Source organism: Carnobacterium sp. FSL W8-0810 (genome assembly GCF_038007125.1).
GTDB classification, from domain to species: Bacteria; Bacillota; Bacilli; order Lactobacillales; family Carnobacteriaceae; genus Carnobacterium_B; species Carnobacterium_B inhibens.
The window spans coordinates 1,388,910-1,412,881 of the sequence record NZ_JBBOWO010000001.1 but is presented as its reverse complement, the minus strand read 5'-3'; the positions used below and the strand labels follow the sequence as shown (position 1 = coordinate 1,412,881).

21 protein-coding genes are annotated in these 23,972 nt (G+C 35.8%); 4 read left to right on the top strand and 17 right to left on the bottom strand.

The features are described from left to right. The 5 genes from NST49_RS06850 to NST49_RS06830 all read right to left on the bottom strand — a co-directional run bounded on the left by NST49_RS06850 (position 1) and on the right by NST49_RS06830 (position 5,137). Positions 1 to 774 carry an ABC transporter ATP-binding protein gene (locus NST49_RS06850; RefSeq protein ID WP_187948947.1) on the bottom strand — a complete coding sequence of 258 codons (774 nt, stop codon included), beginning with the start codon at positions 772 to 774 and terminating at the stop codon, positions 1 to 3. Beyond that, positions 771 to 1,745 carry a branched-chain amino acid ABC transporter permease gene (locus NST49_RS06845; protein WP_341047658.1) on the bottom strand — a complete coding sequence of 325 codons (975 nt, stop codon included), beginning with the start codon at positions 1,743 to 1,745 and terminating at the stop codon, positions 771 to 773. Before NST49_RS06845 ends, NST49_RS06850 begins: the two co-directional genes overlap by 4 nt. 9 nt (positions 1,746 to 1,754) lie before the next feature. Next, on the bottom strand, positions 1,755 to 2,633 hold the full coding sequence (locus tag NST49_RS06840) for a branched-chain amino acid ABC transporter permease (protein ID WP_023178556.1): 879 nt from the start codon (positions 2,631 to 2,633) through the stop codon (positions 1,755 to 1,757). 82 nt (positions 2,634 to 2,715) lie between these two features. Then, on the bottom strand, positions 2,716 to 3,864 hold the full coding sequence (locus NST49_RS06835) for an ABC transporter substrate-binding protein (protein WP_341047657.1): 1,149 nt from the start codon (positions 3,862 to 3,864) through the stop codon (positions 2,716 to 2,718). 319 nt (positions 3,865 to 4,183) lie between these two features. Further along, entirely contained in the window at positions 4,184 to 5,137 is a 954-nt protein-coding gene (locus NST49_RS06830; protein ID WP_341047656.1) for an aromatic acid exporter family protein, read from the bottom strand. A gap of 156 nt (positions 5,138 to 5,293) precedes the next feature. On the opposite strand from NST49_RS06830, the gene NST49_RS06825 reads away from it, so the two are divergent. Then, positions 5,294 to 5,797 carry an FUSC family protein gene (locus tag NST49_RS06825; protein WP_187948944.1) on the top strand — a complete coding sequence of 168 codons (504 nt, stop codon included), beginning with the start codon at positions 5,294 to 5,296 and terminating at the stop codon, positions 5,795 to 5,797. 879 nt (positions 5,798 to 6,676) lie between these two features. Here NST49_RS06825 and NST49_RS06820 read toward each other — a convergent pair. The 4 genes from NST49_RS06820 to NST49_RS06805 form a co-directional block, all read right to left on the bottom strand. After that, positions 6,677 to 9,988 carry an FtsX-like permease family protein gene (locus NST49_RS06820; RefSeq protein ID WP_341047655.1) on the bottom strand — a complete coding sequence of 1,104 codons (3,312 nt, stop codon included), beginning with the start codon at positions 9,986 to 9,988 and terminating at the stop codon, positions 6,677 to 6,679. A 13-nt stretch (positions 9,989 to 10,001) separates the two neighbouring features. Next, entirely contained in the window at positions 10,002 to 10,703 is a 702-nt protein-coding gene (locus tag NST49_RS06815; protein ID WP_251165479.1) for an ABC transporter ATP-binding protein, read from the bottom strand. Positions 10,704 to 10,856: 153 nt separating this feature from the next. Next, positions 10,857 to 12,233, bottom strand: coding sequence for an amino acid permease (locus tag NST49_RS06810; RefSeq protein ID WP_341047654.1), 1,377 nt, complete (start codon positions 12,231 to 12,233; stop codon positions 10,857 to 10,859). 32 nt (positions 12,234 to 12,265) lie between these two features. Continuing rightward, the gene (locus tag NST49_RS06805; RefSeq protein ID WP_034537131.1) at positions 12,266 to 13,123 is read right to left on the bottom strand and encodes a GRP family sugar transporter; all 858 of its coding nucleotides are present in this window, start codon (positions 13,121 to 13,123) and stop codon (positions 12,266 to 12,268) included. Between the two features lie 168 nt (positions 13,124 to 13,291). Here NST49_RS06805 and NST49_RS06800 point away from each other — a divergent pair, with 168 nt between their 5' ends. The 3 genes from NST49_RS06800 (at position 13,292) to NST49_RS06790 (ending at position 15,913) form a co-directional block, all read left to right on the top strand. Next, positions 13,292 to 14,587, top strand: a complete 1,296-nt coding sequence (locus NST49_RS06800) for a BaiN/RdsA family NAD(P)/FAD-dependent oxidoreductase (RefSeq protein ID WP_341048683.1) — start codon at positions 13,292 to 13,294, stop codon at positions 14,585 to 14,587. Between the two features lie 21 nt (positions 14,588 to 14,608). Continuing rightward, positions 14,609 to 15,157 carry a 5' nucleotidase, NT5C type gene (locus NST49_RS06795; RefSeq protein WP_187948940.1) on the top strand — a complete coding sequence of 183 codons (549 nt, stop codon included), beginning with the start codon at positions 14,609 to 14,611 and terminating at the stop codon, positions 15,155 to 15,157. Between the two features lie 306 nt (positions 15,158 to 15,463). Further along, positions 15,464 to 15,913 (top strand): VanZ family protein, encoded by a 450-nt coding sequence (locus NST49_RS06790; protein WP_341047653.1) that lies wholly within the window; start codon positions 15,464 to 15,466, stop codon positions 15,911 to 15,913. Positions 15,914 to 16,013: 100 nt separating this feature from the next. Here the strand turns inward: NST49_RS06790 and NST49_RS06785 are convergent, their stop codons facing one another. The 8 genes from NST49_RS06785 to NST49_RS06750 form a co-directional block, all read right to left on the bottom strand. Beyond that, a complete protein-coding gene (locus NST49_RS06785; RefSeq protein ID WP_341047651.1) occupies positions 16,014 to 16,580 on the bottom strand; it encodes an NADPH-dependent FMN reductase in 567 nt (188 codons plus the stop codon). Positions 16,581 to 16,753: 173 nt separating this feature from the next. Then, entirely contained in the window at positions 16,754 to 17,809 is a 1,056-nt protein-coding gene (locus tag NST49_RS06780) for an LLM class flavin-dependent oxidoreductase (RefSeq protein WP_023178577.1), read from the bottom strand. Between the two features lie 48 nt (positions 17,810 to 17,857). Next, complete coding sequence (locus NST49_RS06775) at positions 17,858 to 18,301, bottom strand: MarR family winged helix-turn-helix transcriptional regulator (protein WP_034537136.1); 444 nt, start codon at positions 18,299 to 18,301, stop codon at positions 17,858 to 17,860. 140 nt (positions 18,302 to 18,441) lie between these two features. Continuing rightward, the gene (ybaK, locus tag NST49_RS06770; RefSeq protein WP_034537138.1) at positions 18,442 to 18,930 is read right to left on the bottom strand and encodes a Cys-tRNA(Pro) deacylase; all 489 of its coding nucleotides are present in this window, start codon (positions 18,928 to 18,930) and stop codon (positions 18,442 to 18,444) included. A 39-nt stretch (positions 18,931 to 18,969) separates the two neighbouring features. Next, positions 18,970 to 20,151 (bottom strand): class I SAM-dependent rRNA methyltransferase, encoded by a 1,182-nt coding sequence (locus NST49_RS06765; protein WP_034537139.1) that lies wholly within the window; start codon positions 20,149 to 20,151, stop codon positions 18,970 to 18,972. 277 nt (positions 20,152 to 20,428) lie between these two features. Then, a complete protein-coding gene (locus tag NST49_RS06760) occupies positions 20,429 to 20,995 on the bottom strand; it encodes a DUF488 domain-containing protein (protein WP_081901356.1) in 567 nt (188 codons plus the stop codon). Positions 20,996 to 21,067: 72 nt separating this feature from the next. Further along, positions 21,068 to 21,979, bottom strand: a complete 912-nt coding sequence (locus tag NST49_RS06755; RefSeq protein WP_187948937.1) for an EamA family transporter — start codon at positions 21,977 to 21,979, stop codon at positions 21,068 to 21,070. 313 nt (positions 21,980 to 22,292) lie between these two features. After that, positions 22,293 to 23,885 (bottom strand): ABC transporter ATP-binding protein, encoded by a 1,593-nt coding sequence (locus NST49_RS06750; RefSeq protein ID WP_341047646.1) that lies wholly within the window; start codon positions 23,883 to 23,885, stop codon positions 22,293 to 22,295. Positions 23,886 to 23,972 lie beyond the last annotated feature (87 nt).

Sequence of the window (23,972 nt, the reverse complement as noted above, 5' to 3'; positions counted from 1 at the left end):
CTACTCACCACCTAAATAAGCTTTGATAACTGCTTCGTTATTTTTGATTTCCTCAGGTGATCCATGAGCAATCATTCTACCGTATTCTAATACATAAATACGTTCGCACACATCCATGACTAAAGACATGTCATGTTCAATCAATAAAATCGTAAGCTTAAAATCTTTATGGACTTGTCGAATTAACGAAGTCAAATTAGCTGTCTCTTGAGGATTCATCCCTGCTGCTGGTTCATCTAAAAACAAGATTTTTGGTTTAGTTGCCAATGCACGAACGATCTCTAGACGCCTTTGTTCCCCATATGGCAAGTTTTTTGCTAATTCTTCTACTTTAGTTTCTAAATTAAACAGTTTTAAAAGTTCAAGAGCTTCTTTGCGCATGCTTTCTTCTGCTGCATAATATTGTGGAGTTCTGAAGATACTCGCTATTGTGCCAACTTTATTTTTTTCATGCATCCCGATCAAGACATTTTCTAAAACCGTCAAATCTTTAAATAAGCGGATATTTTGAAATGTTCTTCCTAACCCCATGGCTGTGATGTTATACGTTTTTTGTTTAATTAAAGAAGTTTTTTCTCCGTCCACTTCCAGATCAATAACCCCTTCAGTCGGCTCATAGACTCCTGTCAGCAAGTTAAAAAGGGTTGTTTTGCCTGCTCCATTTGGTCCAATCAGTCCGACTAATTCATTGTCACCTAATTCCATATTTACCATAGATACAGCGGAAAGACCGCCGAAATTTTTAGTCAACTGTTTTACTTCTAATAAACTCATTCTGCTTCCCCCTCTTTCACAGAACTTTTTTTGTTTTTGCGGTCTAATAATCCAGAGATGGTAAATTCTTTTGTTCCCAATAATCCGGAAGGTTTAAATACCATAATCGCAACTAGGGCAACTGAGTAGATGATCATTCTCAACTGTCCAAAAGGCTGCAAATAAATATTTAAAATACCAAGTACGATAGCAGCCACTACACTCCCTGTCATACTTCCTAATCCGCCAAACACAACAATGATTAAAATATCAACAGATTTCATAAAGGTAAAATCGGATGGTCGGATAACGCTGAAATAAGAAGCGTGCAATCCGCCAGCTATTGCTGCAGATGCTGCCCCTAGAACAAAAGCGATGATTTTATATTTCGTCGTATTGATCCCCATAGATTCCGCTGCGATCTCATCTTCACGAATAGAAATCGTGGCTCTTCCTGGACTGCTTTTAATATAATTCATAATAACGATTAAAGAAATCACGATAAAAGCAAAAGTGATCTGCCAATTAGCAATAAATGGGATCCCACTTAATCCAGCAGCTCCGTTTGTCAGGTCATTCATATTCAAAATGACAATACGAATAATTTCTGCAACACCTAAAGTGGCAATCGCTAGATAATCTCCTTTTAAACGCAACGTAGGAATGCCCACTAATAAAGCAACCAAGCTGGCTATAATGATCCCTAATAAGATTCCACCAATAAGACCTAATACAGTCGGGTATTTGATACTGACAATACCAGTACAATAAGCCCCAATAGCCATAAAACCAGCATGCCCTAGTGAAAATTGTCCTGAAAAACCAATAATTAAATTTAAACCTGTAGCTAAAATCACATTGATCAAAATCGTCATCAAAGTGATTTCATAAAAAGCATTAATAATGCCTAATCTTGTACCTAGTTGAATGAGAATATAAATGGCTGCAATAAAAATGAGCCAACCAAGATTTTTCTTATTAAATTGTTTCATTTTTATCACCTACACTTTCTCTTTTACATTTTTGCCAAGCAATCCTGATGGTTTAAAGATAAGAATAACAATCAAGATCAAGTAAACTACGGCATCTTTTATCAATGAACCGCCATATCCACTGACGAGTGTTTCAATGATACCAATTGTAAATCCTCCAAACATCGCTCCAGGTATAATACCTATTCCACCTAATACGGCAGCTATAAAGGCTTTCAACCCTGGAGCATATCCCATCATCGGTTCGATCGAGTTGTAATACAACCCGACTAAAACTCCTGCTGCTCCTGCTAATGAAGAACCCAATGCAAACGTAAATGAAATCACGTTATCGACATTGATACCCATCAAACGAGCTGCATCTGCATCCGTACTGACAGCTCGCATTGCTTTGCCCATTTTTGTTTTTTGAACAATAAGCTGTAGAGCTAACATGAGGATAATTGTTGTAGCAAAAATCAGAATCTGTGTTTGACTAACTTGTAATCCCATAAATTCATATATTTTATTTTTAATCACTTGCGGGAAAGCTCTTGTTTCTGAACCAACTAAATAAATCATGCCATTTTGCAATAAATAAGACATTCCGATAGCTGTAATCAAAGCAGCCACACGAGTAGCATTACGTAAAGGTTTGTAGGCAATTCTCTCAATTGCTACTCCCAAAACGGCACAAAAAACCATGGAGAGGATCAATGCCGGGAAAAAACTAAGATGTAAAGAATTGATCGCTGTATACCCAACAAATGCTCCTACCATATAAATATCTCCATGAGCAAAGTTTATTAATTTAATAATGCCATATACCATGGTGTATCCTAATGCTATTAAGGCGTAAATACTTCCTAAAGAAAGTCCGTTAATCAGTTGTTGTAAAAATGCTTCCATAATATGGCACCTCTTTTCATTTTTTAAATATTAAAAGGTGCTAAGCAAAAACTCGCTTTGCACCTTTTAGTTTGATTCTTCATTAAGGAGTAACTTCTGTATTTCCTACTTCGACTCCATCTTGTAATTCAATCACTAAAGTTGATTTTACAGGATTGTGATCTTCATCAAATGAAAATGTACCTGTCACACCATCAAATTCAGCAATATCTTCCAATGCTTTAGTGATTGCTTCTGTAGATGTTTCTCCAGATTCTTCAATCGCTTGAGCTACTAGATAAACAGTATCATAGGCAAGAGCTGCAAACATGTCTGGTTCAACATCGTACTCTTCTTTATAAGCTGCAATAAAATCTGTTACTTGAGAGTCATCACTATTTGGTGAATAATGTGCTGAGTAATAAACGTTATCGACATTATCTACTCCAGCTAATTCAAGCAATGCTTGGTTCCCAAAACCATCTGCACCTAAGATAGGTTGCGTGATTCCCATTTCACGAGCTTGCTTGATGATCAACCCTGCTTGGTTGTAGTAACCCGGCAAGTAAATGAATTCAAAATCAAGATCCTTGATACGCGTTAAGATTGCATTGAAATCTGTATCATCAGCAGTGAAGTTTTCTTCCGCAACGATTTCCCCTTCAAAAGCCCCTTTAAAGGCTTTAGTTAGTCCTAATGCATAATCACTTGAGCTATCTCCAATGATTACCGCTTTTTCAGCATCTAATTCGTTTGTGGCAAATTCTGCTAAGGCAATTCCTTGGAAAGAATCTTGGAATGATGTACGGAAAATATTTGGCTGCACGTTACCATTCTCATCAAGGGTTAAGCTGTCATCTGTCCCAGAAGGAGTGACCAGACTTACACCAGCTCTTGTTACAGCAGGAGTTGAAGCCTTAACAGCACCAGTTGTTGCTGGTCCCACAATTACAGCTACTTCGTCTTGAGTTGCTAATTTCGTTGCTACACTAGCTGCCTCAGTATTATCTGATTTTGTATCGTATTCAATTAGATCAATTTCTTTATCTAAGATCCCGCCATTTTCATTAATCTCTTTAACTGCCAAATTCACTGCATTTGCTTCAGCAGTTCCATAGGCTGAAACCTCACCTGTTTTTTCAAACATTGACCCAATTTTGATTTTATCTGTATCACTTCCGCTTCCAGTAGTGCTACACGCCGTAGCCAATAACGAAAGAGCTGCAATCCCCATTACTAATCTTTTTTTCATTTTCTTTTCCCCCAATTTACGCCCTTGCGTTAGTTTTGTTAAATTCATGATGTTCGTCCATTTATTAAAATGCGATAACAAAATGATTTGTTAATAATTAGTATAGAATATTCTGAATATTTAATCAATAAAAACTTTACTAATTTTAAAGATGACATTTCTTATTGCATTCTGACGTTACAAACTATGAGCTATTCTTTGTTATTGCACCTATTTGTCTATGAAAAAAGACACCAAAAGATTTCTCTTTTAGTGCCTTTACTTGTATTTTGACTGATCTATCTCTAATGAACATTATTGAGTTCAGAAAAACATCAGTCTATTGTTGTTCAAAAAAATCTTTTTTGATTTGAATAAATCGAGTGAAATCATTTAACAGAACAAATAAAGCAGCTCTATTTTCAAATTCTTCTCGCGTTTTTGGCAACTCACTGTCTCTAAAATCTGATAACAATGAAGTAATATCTTTCGTTAAGTCTATTACTGGATTACTTTCATGCAATTGTTCTGCAGTCTGTTGAAATAATCTCGCTAAAATTTGGTTTTGTTTGGTTGGTAAAGAACAGACACTTAAATCGACAGACATTTCTGCCAGTACTTTTACCTGTTGTTGCCGCATATCAAAATAGTGAATCATATAGTCACTTGTTTGGCTAAGCAATTGATTATTCGCTTCCATATAAGCTATTTTTTCTGCTTTTATTAACTCCTTAGAAAGTTCTTTGAGTAAAAGTTCTACTTTTTCATTTGACTGTCCTTTGCTCAATACTAAAGAAAAATTCAATAGAACAAGTTTCATTTTTTCTTCAATTTCATCTTTCAGATGTATGAGTTGAGATTCTTTTGAAGGCATATATAAATTAAAAATAATTGCAATTCCTGCTCCTATCACCATTAATAAAAATTCATTTGTAATCCAACTAATAGAGGTACTTTGCTCTAATAATAAATGAGAAACCAATACAGAACACGGTGCGATGCCTACTTCTACTTTTAATTTATACGCCAAAGGAATGTAGATGAGAAGGTAGACACCAAATACGATCGTATTAAATCCAATTAATTGAAAAAGTATGGTTGCCACACCTAATGCTAAAATCGTAGAACCCACTCTTTGCAAAGCTGTCGTCACTGAAGATTTTTTTGTATCCAACACACTTAAAATAGCAACAACCCCAGCAGAAACACTATATTCCAAATTCAAGGCTTGAGCTAACAAGATAGCAATAGTTGTTGCGAAAGCAATTTTTACTGCTCTTAAAGAAATTGACATGCGTACACTCCTTTATTGTGAAATCCACTCTAATCTTACTCTACTTCTGTAAAAACTAAAAATTTTTCTTTGCTTTTTATTTGCTAACCCCTATTATTGATAGTATATCATGTACGTCAGAAACCACATGCTACTTATAGAAAGTGATGAATACAAATGAAAATTGGAAATTACCGAATCGGCATGCGAACACTAAAAACAGGAATAGCCGTTGGACTATGCATTCTTTTATTTCATATTCTTGATAGAGAACCGCCAATGATTGCCGCATTGGCAGCTGTTTTTGGTTTACGAGAAGATTGGCAGACAAGCTTGAAGTTTGGAAAAACTAGAATTCTTGGAAATTCAATTGGCGCTATTTTCGCTGCTATGTTAGTAGTGATTCAACAATTCGCCGGTTGGCCTTTTTGGATAGAGTTAATTGGCGTCCCACTTGGGGTCATTCTTATTATTATTTTTTGTGATCTCACAAATTACAATGCAGGAATTATAGGAGCAAACGCTGCTTTTCTAATTATTTACTTCACCATACCAATGGATGAAACTGTCATTTATGCATTGGCACGAGTTCTTGATACTTTTATTGGAACTTTTATTGCTATCTTAGTCAATCGACTGATACCTGGCGGACCAAAGCCAAGCGATAAGCTGCAGCCCTAGTTTTTAAAAGAGGAGTCCATTTTTGGATTCCTCTTTTCTTATTTATAGTTCTTTATAGTTCCCATTCTTTGCCCTTTCTTGCTCACAAATATCGCATAGAGCGACTCTACTTCAGATTACTTGCGCTTTTTCTCTCGCAAATGTCGCTTAGAGCGACTCTACTTCAGATTCCTTGTCCTTTTTCATCGCAAATGTTGCATAGAGTATCTCTACTTCAGATTACTAGTCCTTTTTCTCTCGTAAATGTCGCTTAGAGTGCCTCTACTTCAGACTTCTTTCCCTTTTTTACTCGCAAATGTCGCATACACTGCTAATAATGTCGAAGTACTCACTCTATAGAAGCAGAATGTTCAATATAGAAAACTTTTCGGTACCGAAAAGTCTCCGATCCAAAAATTACTAACAAAATCTTTCAAACACTATTAATGTAGGAAAAAAAATAAAGCATTTTGCTCTTAAATCAATGAGCAGAATGCTTTATTTTTTGTACGGAGATAAACGGGATACTTCGCATCCTATAGTTGAGCTGTGCTCCCCAGACACTTTGTAAAAAAGATAAATCCCACCGAAGATGAAACATCTTCTCTGAGATTTCTTTTTTTCACTGTGTATCTACCGGGGTCGCTCCGCATCCTGTTTTAGTTGAGCTGCGCTCCCCAGACACTTTGTAAAAAAGATAAATCCCGCCGAAGATGAAACATCTTCTCTGGGATTTCCTTTTTTTACTGTGTGTCTTTCAGAGTTTCTCCGCATCCTGTTTTAGTTGAGCTGCGTTCGACAGGCTCTCGGAAAAAACGTAATTTCTCCGAGGATGAAACATCCTCTGCGAGATTACTTGTTTTTCTGCCGAGCCTAGACGTCGAACTCCGCATCCTGTTTTTAATCTACTGATTTTAGGGCTTCGATCATGTCGACTTCCTTGAGTTTGTAATGCATGGCGATCATGACGATTCCTGAAAACACGAGAGTAATGATCCCTGAGTAAAGGTAGCTTAACGGTTGGATAGTTGGGCTGAACATTAATTGATCCATTTCTGCTGTACCTAGTACAAAACTATGAAGCAGAACGCCTAATAATGAACCTACTACGATTCCCATTAAAGTAAGGATAATATTTTCGCGATAAATGTACATGGTTACTTCTTTATCGAAAAAGCCTAGTACCTTGATAGTGGATAATTCTCTTATACGTTCAGAGACGTTGATATTGGTCAAGTTGTACAATACCACAAAGGCTAATAGACCAGCTGAAACAATCAGCACCAAGGTAACAATGCCTAAGCTTCCCATTGTCTCTTCAAATGACTCACTAACATCACTGACAAAGTTGACGGATAAGACACTTGGCTGTTCTGTTAAAGTAGTTCCTAAAGTTTCTTCATCTACTTTTTCACTGCCATAGTTCACCAGTTCGGTTGTATACTCTGGTGCCTTGCCAAATGTTGTTTCATAATACTCTTTCGTCATATAGACATAATGACCGGTATAATTTTCAACAACTTCATTTATTTTTACTTCTGCTTGTTTATTGTCTGAATCGGTTAAAGTCAAGGTATCGCCTTTTTCTACACCGAGCAGCTCTGCAAGTTTTTCATTAATAATCGTTCCTTCTTCAGGAAGTGAATAAGTTTCTCCAGAGGTACGATCATTTAATAAAACATAATCCTCAAAATTTTCGGTTGTTTCAGGAGCAAATACTGTAACATCTTGTGTATTGACGTCTTCTGCATCAATAGTGAAATTTTCTTGATTGACTTTTAATGACTCACTAATGCCTGTTTGTTTGGCTAATTCTTCATCGTAATCAGCTTTTTCAGAATCACTTGCATCTGTATTTAATGCAACGATAGCGTCATATTTCATGACTTTGCCATACTGAAGACTGGATACATCTGAAATAGAATCTGATATTCCAAATCCAGTTAAAATCAATGCCGTACAACCTGCGACACCAAGAACCGTCATTAGCATACGCTGTTTATAACGGAAAAGATTTCGTGCAGTTACTTTTTGAATAAATCCAAAGCGATTCCAAATAAACGGCATACGTTCTAATAAAATACGTTTCCCTATTTTAGGAGACTTTGGACGCATCAATGTAGCTGGTGTACTTTGTAAAGCTACTCGGACTGCAAGATAAGCTGACATTACCGTACAAAGCAACGCAACGATAAAGGAGATCGCTCCATAACTGAAGTAATGCGTTATCCGAACGGATGGCAAATTATACATTGACCCATAAGCATTAAATATGACTTGTGGGAACAATTGATACCCGATAATCAATCCTATAATCGTTCCTAAAATACTGGCTACTGAAGCATAGACTAAAAACTTCTTAGAGATATCCCAATTTGAATACCCTAAAGCTTTTAACGTCCCAATTTGCAATCGTTCTTCTTCTACCATACGAGTCATTGTTGTTAAACTGACTAAAGCTGCAATAAGGAAAAAGAATACGGGAAACACTTGTGCAATAGCCGAAATACGTTCTGCATTATCGCTGAACTCGCCATATCCTGGATTCGTTGAACGGTCGAGCACGTAATATTCGGGCATTTCCAAGTCTTCAAGTTCTTGTTTAGCATCAGCAAGATCTGCTTCGCCATCTGCTATTTTTTTCTCAGCATCAGCAGATTCTGTTTCAAATTCAGCCAAACCTTCTTCATAATTAGCTTGACCTGTTTCTAGTTCTTCAAGAGCTGCAGCTAATTCTGCTTCTCCATTGGCTTTTTCTTGATTCAATTCTTCTTGGCCTTCAACTAGTTGCGCTTCACCATTTGCAAGAGTAGTTTTTGCAGCTTCAATATCAGCTAGACCTTGATTGACACTTTCTTCATTAGCTGCTATCTCAGCTTCTGCCGCACTCATTTGTGCTCTTGTTTCTTCAAAAGTTGCAGTTATACTATCTAAAGCAGCTGAAACCGTACTGCTTGGAACCACTCCAGCAAAGTAACCTGTAAAAGCTTCTCCAAGTGAAGAATCAATAGCTGTTGCTGCCTGAGTGATACTTGTTTGAGTTTCAACAGGAACACTTTCAACTGGAACAGCTAAGATGGCTCTGGCATTTTCAACAAATGTTTCTCCATTAGCTAAATTTTGGTCAGCAGTTGCTTTTTGTGCTTCAAAATTATTTCGAGCATCAATGAGCTGAGTTTGAGCTGTTTGTAGATCTGCTTCATTTGCAGCTACTTCAGCTTTTCCATTTTCTAGTTCTTGACGTTTTTGATCGATTGTAGCTTGAGCATCGGTTGTTTTGGACTCTAAAGTGGCCATTCCTTCATTGTAATCTGCCCATCCTTGATCCAAGGTAGTTTTAGCATCCTCTAACTCTTTTTGACCGTCTGCCAATTGTTGCTTGGCATCATCAATTTCAGCTTGTCCGTCGTCGATCTCAGTTTGAGCTTCTGAACGAATTTCAGCTAATCGTTCTTCTGGTCTTTGTTCAACTACTTTTTCGATTTGATCCATTTGCTTCTCAACGGCATCTTCATACTCTGAAGAATAGGAAACAAGTGAATCGTTCTTTTCAAAAGATAAATAGGATTCTGTATAAAATTCTGAGTTGAAATCTTCTTGAGGAATCACTGCAAAACCATCTAAAGTTCCTTTGCCCACCGTGCTCGTTCCTCTTGCAGAGTTTTCAATGAATTGCGGACTGTTCACAAAACCAACGACTTCATAGGTTGTCGTAGCAAAGGAATCGTTCAAATCGGTCTCTTCATCTTCTGAAGAAATAGTAATCGTGTCGCCGTTTTTATAAGCCTCAGTCATATTGCTGTTATTGTCTAAAGCAATTTCGCCAGACTTTTCCGGTAACCGTCCTGATGCCACAACATAGTTGTTTTGTTTAGCAGCTTCATCTGAAGAATAAGCCATTAATTTTGTGACCAAACTACTATCCTCAAAAATAACATCTTGGCTGTAACTCATGGTTACATCAGCGCCTTCAACGCTCTCCAATAATTTTTTATCATCATCATTAAGCCCATAGGTAGATATTACTTTTGTATCCATTAGTTTTGTTTCCTTGTAATAGTGGTCTGCGGTATCAATCATATCCGGGCCAGTTGCTTTAATTCCGGCAAAAAAAGCTACTCCTAATGTAATTATGGCAAAGATAGACAAAAAACGTGCTTTTGATTGCCCTATCTCTTTGAAAATGTCTTTCCATAGTGCTTTCTTTTTCACCTTTTTTCACCTCTTACCATTCGATATCTGCTACAGACATAGGGTTGTCATTCATTGTCACCTTGCGTACTTTTGCATTGTTTATTTCAATCATTCGATCAGCCATCGGTGCAATTGCTTTGTTATGTGTAATGACAATAACGGTTGTGCCCGTATTTTTACATGTATCTTGCAATAATTTTAATACTTGTTTCCCAGTCTCATAGTCTAAAGCTCCAGTGGGCTCATCACATAAAAGAAGTTTGGGCTGTTTGGCTAAAGCTCTAGCAATTGCTACCCGTTGTTGTTCTCCTCCAGATAGTTGTGCTGGAAAATTATCTAACCGATCACCTAATCCAACATCTTTTAAAACTTGTTGAGCATCTAAAGCTTTGCTGGAAATTTCAGCTGCTAATTCTACATTTTCTGTAGCCGTTAAATTGGGTACTAAATTATAGAATTGAAAAACAAAACCAACATCATCGCGGCGGTACTGCGTGAGTTGTTTTGTATTAAACTTAGCAATATCTGTTCCATCAACCAGTATCTGACCTTCATCTGCTGAATCCATTCCGCCTAAAATATTTAGAACTGTGGATTTTCCTGCACCACTTGGTCCAACGATCACTGCAAATTCACCTTGTTCAATCTCAAAAGAGATGCCGTCATTTGCGGCAATCATGGTTTCACCCATTTTGTATCGTTTGAATTCATTTTTTATCTCTACAAAAGACATGTTTGCACCTTCATTCCCTTAAAATAGTTCTTTACAAGTGTAACATAAAGTAAGTAAAAAGCATTTATAGTAAATACTCAATTCATATGATTTTACAGCAATTAAGTAAAAATTACTAGAATAAAAGCTAGGAGGTTGCTCCTAGCTTTTAACTTACTTATTCAATTCACTGTTCTTATACCCATAAGAAAGATAAACAAGTATCCCTAAAACTAACCAGATAACGAATGCTATCCATACGGATAATGAAAGTTGTATCATAAGGTACAAACAAACGACAATCGAAACTATCGGGAAAATAGGTACAAAAGGTACTTTAAATTCGCCTTCTGTTGGTTCACCAAAATCTTTGCGCAATTTAATGATCCCTAAAGCAATAATTACAAATATCATTAGGGTTACGATATTCGTTAATTCTGCTAACTTATTGAGCGGCACTATTCCTGCTAAAACAGCTGAAACCACACCAACTATTTGAGTTGCAAATTTAGGACCTTTTGTCTTTATATCAACTTGACTCAATTTCTTTGGCAGTAAACCGTCTCTTCCAATTGCATAAATTAAACGTCCTAGTCCATATGTCATTGAAATCAATACGGTTAATAAAGTTACTATTGCTCCTACAGAGATGATACCGGCAATGAAATCTTGCCCAATAAAACGGATGGCAAAAGCAACAGGATCTTTCACATTCAGCTGTGCATATGGGACTATACCTGTCAGTACTAAAGTCACTGCGATATACAAAACTGTTGCAATACCAAGCGAACCGATGATCCCTCTTGGAACATCTCTACGTGGGTTCTTCGTTTCTTCTGCAGCTGTACTGACTGCGTCAAATCCTAAGAAAGCGAAAAATACAACAGCCGCTCCCGAAGCTACTCCTTTTAAGCCAAATGGTGCAAAAGGTGTCCAGTTTTCTGGTTTCACATAGAAAACACCAACCACAATAAATAAAGCAATCAAAGCAAATTTTACGATGACCATAATGTTATTTAAGCGTAAAGCTTTTTTCGCTCCTTGTATCACGATATACGTCACCACGAATGTAATCAATATGGCAATTAAATCAATATACGTACCAGCCTCTGCATTATATGAAGAACGTAACGCAATGGGCAATCCAAGACCAATACCATCTAAAAAGCCATTCATATAGCCCGACCAGCCTGAAGCTACTGAAGCATTTGCCAGTAGGTATTCACAGATCATCAGCCACCCGACTAGCCAGCCAAGTAATTCGCCAAAAACAGTATAGGCGTAAGAGTAAGCTCCGCCTGAAACGGGAATGCGAGAAGCAAATTCTGCATAACATAAAGCGGATAAAATACATGAAAAAGCCGCAATAACAAAAGATAAAATCAAAGCCGGCCCAGCAGTTACTGCAGCAGCTGTTCCTGTGATCACAAAAATCCCTGTTCCGACGATTGCACCTAGACCTAATAAAATTAGATCCATGGTTTTTAACTCTCTTTTTAAATTAGATGGTTTTTCACTTGTTTCTAAAGGCTTCTTTCTAAAATAATTCATTTACTACCATCCTATTCATTCATCGAATTTACTTATGATTTAACATAGCCTAATAAAACACCACCAACGATAACTAAAATACATCCTAGTAAGATATAACGGAATTCTCGTTTTGTTTTAGTTTCTCCTAAGAACCAGATGCTACCTAAAGTAGAAATAATGATTCCTGTTTGAGAAAGAGAGAAACTGATTGCTAATCCGATTTTTTCCATTGAAATCAGCATAAAGATATTTCCCAGTGCCCATAACAACCCAGTTAATAAATTACGGAGTGTGTATTTGCTCTTTATGTCTTGTTTTACTGAGAATAAAAGTGAACCGATCAGCATACCTACTGCTTGAGGTAAAATAACCGCTATGGCATCTACTCCAGCCGCATTTATCGTAATTGTATACAATCCATATCCTAGAGTAGAAAAAAGCAAAGCTCTTGCTCCAGATTTTTTTTGGCCATTGGAGTCGTCTGTTTTTTCTTTAGTATCCGATACGGTCGTAAAGGTTACACCAAAAATCAAAACAATAATAGCAATAATTCCTAAAATAATGTCTCTTGTACTTGTCCATTCTCTAAACAAAAGTACGCCGGCAAGTGTATTTACAATTAATTGTAATCCTGTTGAAATAGGGAGCGTATTTGATACCCCTATAAACTTCATGCTTTGGAACTGTTGCATTTGACCTAGAGACCACAAAGCTCCTGATAACAATCCAACTAAAACAATTTTCATATCAATTGTTGGCTGATAAACAAAATAAGCACCTATTGCAAAAAGAACTGCCCCAGCTGACATTCCTACTGTTTGTTGGTACGAGTTTCCACCTAATTTATTGCTCACTAATCCAATGCTGCCCCAAGCTATGGCAGGTATTAGTGCAATTAAAATTTCCATATTTTCCATCTTCCTCTTCAGTTTATTTCACCACATTCTACATCATAACAGCTACGACACTATCTTAACAAGAAAAGTTCTTACAACTTTAAAACAGTTTACAGGTTTATGGAAGAAACTGCTAGAATATGATAAAGTAAGGAAAGAAAATTTGAACGTTTACGATCAATAGAAATGAGGAAAATGAAAGAAATGGCAAAATATGATGTACTAGTAGTCGGCGGAGGAACCAGCGGCATGATGGCTGCGATCTCCGCTGCAGAACATGGCGCAACTGTAGCTGTAGTTGAAAAAAACAAAACACTTGGGCGCAAACTACTTGTAACTGGTGGTGGTCGATGCAATGTGACCAATAATCGTGACAAAGAAGAAATTATCGCACATATCCCTGGAAATGGACGCTTTTTATATAGTGCTTTCCACCAATACGATAATTACGATATTATGGACTTCTTCAGATCGAATGGTGTGGCGTTAAAAGAAGAAGATCATGGAAGAATGTTTCCTACAACTGATAAATCCAGAACTATTTTGGAAGCTTTAATCGCGATCATGGATCGTCTAGAAATCGCCATTTATACAGAAGCTCCTGTCGAAACCTTACTATTTGATGAAGGAAAAGTTACAGGAGTTGAATTAGAAGATGGACGTACTTTAACAGCATCTTGCGTCATTGTTTCAACGGGCGGTCGCGCTATGCCAAGAACGGGTTCAACTGGCGATGGCTACAAATGGGCTAAAAAAGCTGGGCATACCATCAAGCCTCTTTACCCTACCGAAGCTCCTGTTCTTTCTGATGAAGCCTTTATAAAAGACACAACTTTACAAGGTCTTTCTTTGAGAGATGTTGCTCTAAGTGTTTTGAATAAAAAAAATAAAAAAGTGATCACACACCAAATGGATATGATTTTTACTCACTTTGGCATTTCTGGCCCAGCTGTACTACGTTGTTCGATGTTTGTTCATCAAACCATGAAACGTGATAAAACAGATGAAGTCACTATGAGTTTAGATGCCCTTCCAAATGTATCAAAAGGTGAATTGACCCAACAACTCCAAAAATTGATCAAAGATGACGGAGATAAAAGTACCAAAAATGCTTTAAAAGGTCTCGTTCCAGAACGGTATTTATTATTTGCACTGTCTAGAGCTGGATTAGATGAAAATGCTCCTTTAAAACAAGCCTCACCTGAAAAAATAGCTCAATTTATTGAATTTATCAAAGATTTTCGCTTTACTGCCAACGGTACTTTACCAATTGAAAAAGCTTTTGTTACTGGTGGTGGAATCAATACTAAAGAAGTGAATCCGAAAACAATGGAAAGTAAATTTACCAGTGGTCTCTTTTTCACAGGCGAAATATTGGACTACAATGGCTATACAGGCGGCTACAATATTACTGGTGCTTTTATAACTGGGCGTATTGCTGGAATGCATGCTGCTGAGTTAGCTTTAACAAAGTAATGAGTTCTAACATGTGAAAGGATGTTTTTTGTGAAAAAGAAAATTGCGATTGATATGGATCAAGTTATTGCGGATATAGAAATTAGTTTTATCGAATTATTCAAAAAGGAATACAATCTTTCTTTTGATAGTGTTGAAGACTATTTAAAAGAGAATCCAAATTTTGATCTGGTTACGACCATTAAAGAACTTTATCCTTTAATTAATACGTATGCTTTTTTCAGAAATCCTCCGGTAATGAAAGACAGTCAGGCTGTCTTACGTGAATTAGCAGAAGATTATGATTTATATATTGCAACTGCTGCTATGGATGTGCCTAAAACGTTTACTGCAAAGTACGAATGGCTGCAAGAACATTTTGATTTTATAGATCCTCAGCATTTTATTTTTTGTGGCGATAAGAGCATCGTTCATACAGATTATTTGATTGATGATTCTATTCGTCAATTAGAACGTTTTTCTGGAACGGGCATTTTGTTTGTCAATTCATTAAACGAAACAGAGGATCGTTACATTCGTGCGAATAACTGGAAAGACATCCGCGATTACTTTTTATCTATTAAAGATTAACGGTACTTCAGTTTAGGATTCTTATTTAAAAACCAAGTATTTTTCAATCGAAAAATACCTGGTTTTTTTGAATCATTTTACTTTCTTATTTTTAAATTAGAGAAATAGCCCCCTGTCCTTTCTTACTGATGGATAGGTCTTAGTATAAACTACTGCTATAGCCTGATTTTATTAGCCAAAAAGCATAGTATAATTTAACTAACTTAAATATGAAAGAAGGTTTTTATCATGCAATTAACCATATCAGGTCTATTTCTCCTCCCATTAGTTCTTTTAACGCTATTTTTCGTTATGAGGTCTGCTAAAGTGAAATCATTTACCGTGCATCAAAAAATCACAGTCCTTTCTTTTATTGCCTACATATTTTCCGTCATTTACTTAACTTTTTTTCCTTTTCAGATTCAAACAGGAATGTATGCAAATCAAACTCCCTGGTTGAGCCGAATCAATTTTGACCCCGTTCTTGATTTATCTGCTTTGCCCAACCTCTTGATGTTGGCTCCTTTATCCGTTTATTATTATTTATTTAAAAAAGAGTCAACTCTTTTTAAAGCCGTTGGTCTAGGATTCTGTATTAGTTTTGGTATTGAATTCTTCCAATTTTTAACTAATTACTTTTTAGGCGGCTGGCGTGGTGCTGATATCGCTGATATAGTAGTGAATACAATGGGAGCTGCTTTAGGATATCTACTGGTTAAAACACTATTTACTAATGAAACTTCTTCTTTATTTCAGAAGTTTAAACTCTATTCTTAAAAATATAACCCCCCTTACCGTCCCAAGAATATTGGAAGGTAAGGGGGGTTATTTTCTTAAGGGAATTCAACCATTAAAAAATCTTCTTAACGCTGGTATCTTAAAACCCGTATTCTTCATCTTTCTTTTTACGTATTTCCTCAAACGCGTCATTGATCGTAATTGTATCTTCAACCAACCGTTCAATTCGGAAAAGAATGTCTTCATTGATGATTTTATTTCTATAGAAATCTTTTTCTTCAATAAATACATACGTTGGAACGATCGTTGCTTTCATGTAAGCTAAAATAGGTTTTAGCTGTTGCTCCAGCATTAGAAAATGTTTGGGTGTTCCAGCAGTACCGATCATACTTACTACTTTGTCGCGAAACGCATTAACCGGCAATAGATCAAATAGATTTTTTAAAGAGGCTGGAATAGAAGCTTGGAAGGTCGGTGTCCCAATAATAAGCGCATCTGCAGCCATAATCTTTTCAGAAACGTATTTGGTATCCCCTTCATACTCCCAATAATTTCTTCCATCACTAAAAACCATTTCATACTCCACTAAATCGATTAATTCAAACTCTACTTCTGAGTATTTTTCTTTTAAGATGGCTTCTACATAATTCATTGCTGTTTTTGTTTTCGTTCCAACATTCGAACCTGAAATTCCTACTATTTTCATTTATACTCACCTCTTACTTAGTTTTCTAACGTGCCTAGACGAAATTTGCAACCTTTAGTTGAGCTTCACTCCCCAGACACTTTGTAAAAAAAGATAAATCCCGCCGAAGATGGACCATCTTCTCTGTGATTTTCTGTTTTTACTGCATGTCTTTCAGGGTCGTTCAGCATCCTTTATTTAGTTGTATATTTTTTTATGGCTGGGAGGATTTGGGTGGCGATGAGTTCGATATTTTTTTGGATTTTATCATAAGGGACTCCGCCGAAATCGATTTGGGCCATGAAGCGTTGTTGGCCGTATAGTTCGTATTGGTAAATCATCTTTTCAATGATTTGTTGCGGGCTGCCTACCATTAAAGCATCTCTGTAATCGGTAGATTGAGCAAATTGTTGTTTTGGATAGCCAGCACCATTGATCGCTTGCATACCATAATTTATGTGCGGATAATATTCTCGAAGGGCATCTTGAGAATTTTCAGCTGTATAAAAAAGACTTGTTGTACCAATTGGCAAGGTACTCGGATCAAATCCGCTTCTTTGAGCAGCTTCACGGTAAACATCAACCGAAACTTTAAAACTTGATGCTGGTCCTCCTAGGGTTGTCAACATCATTGGTACACCTGCGTATCCAGCTTTTATTGCACTAGCTGGCGGGCCACCTACAGCACGCCAAATTGGTAATTTTCCATTTTTTGGTTGCGGAAGAATCTGTGCATTTTTTAATGGTGCACGATATTGCCCTTCCCATGTTACGCTTTCTTCATTATTGATCTGCATTAATAACTCTAATTTTTCTTCAAATAATTCTTCGTAATCTCGAACATCATAACCTAATAAGCTATATGCACCTAAACGTGATCCTCTACCGGCAACGATCTCTGCTCTTCCATGAGAAATTAAGTCTAATGTAGCAAAATCTTCGTACACACGCACAGGATCAGAAACGCTTAAGACTGTTGCAGAACTAGCTATTTTGATTTTGCTGGTAGCTTGAGCTATTGCACCTAAAATAACTGTATGAGCTTGCGAGGTAAAATGTTCTTGATGGCTTTCACCAAGTGCAAAAACATCTAGCCCAGCTTGCTCGGATAATTTAGCGGCTTCAATAAAATTTTCTATGCGTTGCTCAGCAGATATCATTTTTCCAGTATGGGGATTTCCCATGTGATCTCCAAGAGAGTACAATCCAAATTCCATTCCTTTGGTTTCATCGATACGATATTCTTTCATTTCTCATTTCTCCTTTTTAGTTGACTAGTCAATTGATTAGTAAAAAAATTATTTTGGCGGCAATTCTTTTGTTTCACTACTTTTATGCAATCGTGTCAACATGGCATAAAGACTTTTTAATTCTTCTTTAGTTAGAGTATCCTCAAATAAAGAAGTTTGGAACGCCAACTGCTCGGGCATTGCTTTTTCCAATACTTGTGTTCCTTTTGACGAAAGACTGATGGTTTTTTGTTTCCATTCCTGCGTTCTCGTAACGTATCCTTCTTTTTCCAACCGAGATAACATTCTGGAGATCCCTCCTTGAGTAACGGTAACTCTTTTGGCTAATTCCATTTGTGTTAAGGGTTGATAAGTCTGGATTTGTACAAGTACATCAAACTGAGCACTTGTCAGACCAAATCGGTTTAAAAATTCATTGGATAATTGATTGCTTTGATTAGCGAAACGAATGAGTCTTAACCAAGTTAATGAAGCGAGTGTGTTATTTCTCATAGTGTTTCCCCTTCCTACTTTATATACTCACTTTACACCTCAAGTGATCATAAGTCAACTTACTTTCTAAAAGTAAGCTAAAAAAGCTCTAACAAAAGATTAAACATCTTTGTTAGAGCTTTTTTCTATTTATTCAATTTTTATTTTGCTTCAATAAGTACAAATTCAGCTTTGACCAACTTCTGCAAATCAATTGGATCTACTTCGATTTGCATACCTCTTTTTCCTGCTGAAACAATGATTTTTTCCATCGTTTCAGCTTGGACAGAGATAAAGGTTGGAAAATCTTTTTTCATTCCAATTGGTGAACAGCCCCCACGAACGTAACCAGTTGTTTTTTCTAGTTTCGTTAATGGCAGCAATTCAACTTTTTTATTGCCGCTAACTTTAGCTAATGCTTTTAAATCAAGTTCGCTGGTACCCGGTATACAAGCTACTATTACACCTGTTTTGTCACCTGTGATAACCAAAGTTTTGTATATTCGTTCTTTAGCCACATCTAAGTGTTCAGAGACTGCTTCAGCCCCTAAATGATCATCACTCCATGGAAATTCATAAAGTTTATAAAAAATATTTTTTTTTTCTAACTGTCTGACCGCATTTGTTTTTTGCACTTTATTTTTTTTCATTTTTTCTCAGGCTTTCTTTTTTTAAATAAGTTGATTAAATTAATACCCTTTTCTTATCACATAGACTTTTAAATAGTCACTTTGTGGATAATGAGGATTGATTTTAAAATCTTCAGGAAGTGTATGTTTTTCTAAGATTTGATATGTCATACCTTTATTGTTAAATGCATTTTCGATGAATTGCTCAAACTTCTCAGTTGAAATATTCGCTGCATTCGTTGAAGCTATGATTACACCATCTTCATTTGTAATATCAATGATATCTTCAAGTAAAGCTGTGTAATCTTTAGCTACACTAAACGTTCTCTTTTTCGAACGAGCAAAACTTGGTGGATCTACGACGATCGTATCAAAAGTTAATTGTTTACGGATCGCATATCTGAAGTAATCAAAGACATCCATTACTCGAATAGTTTGTAATTCGGGGTCTAAACCATTTACTTCAAATTGTTCTTTTGTTTTTTCTAGACTTCTGTTAGCTAAATCTACACTAGTGGTGTGACTAGCCCCACCCATTGCTGCAGCAACTGAAAAAGCTCCAGTATAGCTAAATGTATTTAAGACTGTTTTATCCATAGAATACTGTTCAAGAATACTGTGACGGACATTGCGTTGATCTAAGAAAATCCCAGTCATCAATCCATCATTTAAATAAGTAGCAAATGTTAGGCCATTTTCTTTGATTAAAAGTGGTTCTGGTGCTTCTTCGCCGTAAATATGGTCCGTTTCCGGTTTTCTTTTCGTTTGGTATCTTATTTTCTCATATACTCCTTTAACATCTGGAACAGCTGAAAGAAATGCTTTTAAGATTGTTTGTTGGTGTTTATAAATACCAGCACTGTACCATGAGAATACATAGTAATCCGCATAAACATCAATCGTTAAACCACCAAGTCCATCTCCTTCACCATTGAAGAAACGGTAAGCAGTTGTTTGTTCATTTGCTTTTAGACTAGCTCGTTCTGCTAAGGCTTCTTTGAATAAGCGTTCAAAGAAAGTTTGATCGATTTTTTCGTTTTCATTTAACGTTAAGATCCATCCATCACCTTTATTTTGTTTCGCAAGATATGCCCGTGCAACAAATTTTTTATTATCATCTAGTAATTCAACGATCGTTCCTTCAGACTCAATCGGTTCTTTGACGAAATCTTCTTTTAAGAGTACAGGATAACCATCCCGCACCATTTGAGTTGCTCGTCTTTTTAATTTGTATTTTTCCACTATTTTATATACCCCTTTTTTGTTTTTATTTTATTTAGTATACCATAAGTATGGTTCAAATAAGCTGTGAGACCAATAAGAAAACCACTTGATTCACTTCTTTTCAAGCATTTTCCGGTTCCATTTTGTCCATTTATTCAGATTCGTTATGGCTGCGGATGTTTCGTTATTGACTTTCGCTTGTTTTGGTTAGTATGAATGAACCACTAAGCAAGCTGTCAACATTACTCCACTACATATAGCAGCCTTCTATTTGTTTAGTATAGGTTCAAATTATTTATCTTTTACCTTCTTCATTGTCATTATCTACTGATTGCTTTGGATAAATGAGTGTGGATCCTTCTATAACCGGTTTTGCACCATACATACCAATTTCATGTAAAGTAGTTTTTTTCTCTGTCATAATATGGTGAACATGTAGTCCTTTTAGTGCCAAAGTATTCGAAATAATCAAGCGGTGGCATCTCCAAGGAACACTTTCAGAGCACATGTAACAAACTCGTTTCTTACTTTGAAGGTCTAATAAATCACTGATTGCTTTTTCATATTCATCCGTTAGACTGTACGCTGCGTAGTTCTGGAAAGACGTATTTCTCCATCCATTCACTAATGATTCATCAATTTCATGATTTTTCTTTCTTCTACCGCCTAATGAAGGCATATGAAGATAACTAATCCCACTTTCTGGTAACCATTTTTCTATATTTTCTTTATTAAATTGAGGCATATGATTACTACCAGGGTAAGAACGTACATCAACTAGCGCTTCTATACCATATGATTTCAGCAAAGAACTAAACTCATCACTACTATGAGTAGAATGACCTATTGTGTAAATATTCATTTAAAATCCTACCTCCTTTAATTTAACAAACTATCGCATAAAGATTTACTACGTAGTTACGGGTTTTTTTATTTATACATTAATAAGCACAAGAGCTACTACAGTCAAAACGATTGCAACTTGATTCTTTTTAGTGATTTTTTCTTTAAAGATTAAAAATCCACCTATGTTGATCAGCACAATACTCCCCGCACTATAAATTGGAAATACTACAGAAGTTTTCAAAGTAGCTAATGACAGGATTAAAAAATAGGAAGAGAATAAGTTGGGTATCCCTACTGCAAAGCCAGTTAAAATATCCTTCTTCGTTATTATTCCTTTTTCTCTAAACGTATAGAAAATGCTCAATAAGAATGCCACGAAAAATAATGCAAAGAGGAATACATCTTTATACTCATTTAATGCGTATTTTTGATAGATCTTACTTGAAAACTCTGCCATACCTCCAAAGAAAAACAAAAATATAAGGGTAGGTTTAATATCAAATTTTTCGAGAGACTTCTGTGATAGATTAACAATTAATATAGAGACTAGGGATAGTCCAATTCCCACCCATTGAATAGAAGAAGGAAATTCTTTCCATATAACGATTGAAAAAATCATTGGAATCAATATCCCAAGTTTAGCAAACGTGCCTGAAATTCCTACACCATTTTCCTTTATACTTTTTTGGTAGTATACAAATGAAAGGAAAAAGAAACAACCAAATATGCCCCCAATGATTAATCCCCAAAGAATACTGGAATACGGAGATAACATATGGTCATTATTACTGGATAGTAGTGAAAAATCCTTAGCAAAAGATAGCTCACGAGTAATACCAGTTAATAACCTTCTAGAAAAAATCATAAACAGACTGATAACAACTGCGATAAAGTAGTTGGCACTTGTTATGACATATCTGTTTGCATTTGAATTTTCTGTACATTTAAAAATTAGAGCAATAGATGCACTACATATAATAGCTAACGTTAAATAAAACATTCTGACTCCTCTTCAAATTGTGGCATATTTTAATACATAACTGGGATTCCTTTTATTCTCTATCATTCATTATTTTGTTGGAATTAAATCTCTATATGCCACTGGTTCATATGAATGAAGTGAGGTTCTTTAAAGGTAGTGTCATGGGCAATTAAAGTCCACTTTTTCAATCAACCTTTAATTAGTCTTCCCTGTAGTTTGCTTAATCAAAATTATACAGATATTTATTATAGTAGCATAACTATTTAAAAAAGATTATTGATATTAGATACATGTTTATATCTAGCCTATTTAGTTACTAGGTTAAATAGGTTTATGAAAGCAATATGACTTGATTTAATTGTTTCTGAATCGATTCACGTAGTTGATGAGTAATCATCAGTACAGTTAGTTCCTCATTTTCTATCAATTGTTTTTCGATTTCTAACGCACTCTTTTCATCTAAGCTAGAGGTTCCCTCGTCTAGTAGGATAATTTTTTTGCCACGAACCAAACCACGAGCGAGTGCTAAGCGTTGTCGTTGTCCACCAGAAAGTAGACGACCAGCATCGCCAATATCTGTATCAATTCCTTGAGGTAGATTTCTTACCACTTCATCTAAATTGCTAGCCTTTAATGCCTGTTGGATTTGTTCATTGGAAAAATCTTCATCTAAAGTGATATTTTCTCGGACTGTTCCTTCAAATAGATACGGGATTTGATCCATGTATAAAATATGTTCACGCAATTCTCTTCCAGATAATACACTCAATTCTTTTCCTGCAAATTGGACTGAACCATCGTAATCCATTAATTTACCATTTAGAATATTTAATAGTGTTGTCTTTCCGCTACCACTTGCACCAACGATGGCATATTTTCCACCTAACTGAAATGAAAAGTCTAAATTATTCAGAACCAATTTGTCATCATATGCATAACTTAAATTATCTAAAACAATTCCTGAGTCAATTATTTTAATTTTTTCAGTGGATTTCTCAACAGAAGGTTCAATTGTTTCTAACTTTTTAAAAACAGGTTCAACTGAGCGGATGGCAGCAATTTGTTGACTGATATTTCCTACAGTATTAAAGATAGTGCCTGCTAACTCTCCCGTTGCCAAGATTGAACCTACGGACACTATCGATTGAGAGACTAAGTACCCGGTTAGCCCCATAATCGACAGTTGACCCACAATATTTCCAAAAGTACCTAACAAGGCTACTTTTGCAATTACTTTAGCTTGTTTATTTTTAACGTCAGCTAGTTTGAGGGATGCTTCTTCCATATCTTTTGTTATTTTTTCTAGTAAATTAAAGGAAAAAAACGTATCAAAACCATTGAGAGTGTCTGTGACTTTGCTTAAGAACCGTTCGCTTTCTTCAGTTACTAATAAAGAGACCAAGCTAAGCACTTTCTGGTACAACATTGGTAATAGAATGGTTACAATAGTAACAGCTAGGGTCAATAAAACAATGGACCAATGAAATATAAACATAGCAATAATTGAACTAACAGCACTAATTATTCCTCCTAAGACGGTATAAAATTGATCAAAAGCAACCGTTTCAATCGTATTTAAGTCATTGCTGAGCCAGGAAGCATATGTTCCAACTGGTTTTGTATGAAAATTTGAGTAGCTCGTCTGTTCCATTCGCTTTGTAACGTCCGTTCGAATAGCAGTAGCCATTTTTTGTTTTGTTTGGCTTTTTTTATTGATTAGAATATACGAAAAGAATAAATATATCATAAAAATTACCGCATTAGCTAAAAGTGTCTCAAAAAATAATGTAAAATTAAGATCAACTAATGCATTTAAAGATGATGCCATGATTACACTCACTAAAGTTAGACAAACATTCGTGATGACTAATATGCCAAAAATCAACAAGTTAGGCTTCCAAAAACGTAATATATATTTTTTCATTTGTTTTCCCCCTATTTATTCTTTCTCTTAAAACAAATTATTTGGCCATAATGATGCATAAATCTAGTTTTAAATGAAAGGATATTG

Coding starts and splice junctions, on each gene's coding strand:
- NST49_RS06850 (WP_187948947.1), bottom strand. CDS start 774: ATGAGTTTATTAGAAGTAAAACAGTTGACTAAAAATTTCGGCGGTCTT.
- NST49_RS06845 (WP_341047658.1), bottom strand. CDS start 1,745: ATGAAACAATTTAATAAGAAAAATCTTGGTTGGCTCATTTTTATTGCA.
- NST49_RS06840 (WP_023178556.1), bottom strand. CDS start 2,633: ATGGAAGCATTTTTACAACAACTGATTAACGGACTTTCTTTAGGAAGT.
- NST49_RS06835 (WP_341047657.1), bottom strand. CDS start 3,864: ATGAAAAAAAGATTAGTAATGGGGATTGCAGCTCTTTCGTTATTGGCT.
- NST49_RS06830 (WP_341047656.1), bottom strand. CDS start 5,137: ATGTCAATTTCTTTAAGAGCAGTAAAAATTGCTTTCGCAACAACTATT.
- NST49_RS06825 (WP_187948944.1), top strand. CDS start 5,294: ATGAAAATTGGAAATTACCGAATCGGCATGCGAACACTAAAAACAGGA.
- NST49_RS06815 (WP_251165479.1), bottom strand. CDS start 10,703: ATGTCTTTTGTAGAGATAAAAAATGAATTCAAACGATACAAAATGGGT.
- NST49_RS06810 (WP_341047654.1), bottom strand. CDS start 12,233: ATGAATTATTTTAGAAAGAAGCCTTTAGAAACAAGTGAAAAACCATCT.
- NST49_RS06805 (WP_034537131.1), bottom strand. CDS start 13,123: ATGGAAATTTTAATTGCACTAATACCTGCCATAGCTTGGGGCAGCATT.
- NST49_RS06795 (WP_187948940.1), top strand. CDS start 14,609: ATGTTTTTTGTGAAAAAGAAAATTGCGATTGATATGGATCAAGTTATT.
- NST49_RS06785 (WP_341047651.1), bottom strand. CDS start 16,580: ATGAAAATAGTAGGAATTTCAGGTTCGAATGTTGGAACGAAAACAAAA.
- NST49_RS06780 (WP_023178577.1), bottom strand. CDS start 17,809: ATGAAAGAATATCGTATCGATGAAACCAAAGGAATGGAATTTGGATTG.
- NST49_RS06775 (WP_034537136.1), bottom strand. CDS start 18,301: ATGAGAAATAACACACTCGCTTCATTAACTTGGTTAAGACTCATTCGT.
- ybaK (WP_034537138.1), bottom strand. CDS start 18,930: ATGAAAAAAAATAAAGTGCAAAAAACAAATGCGGTCAGACAGTTAGAA.
- NST49_RS06760 (WP_081901356.1), bottom strand. CDS start 20,995: ATGAATATTTACACAATAGGTCATTCTACTCATAGTAGTGATGAGTTT.
- NST49_RS06755 (WP_187948937.1), bottom strand. CDS start 21,979: ATGTTTTATTTAACGTTAGCTATTATATGTAGTGCATCTATTGCTCTA.
- NST49_RS06750 (WP_341047646.1), bottom strand. CDS start 23,885: ATGAAAAAATATATATTACGTTTTTGGAAGCCTAACTTGTTGATTTTT.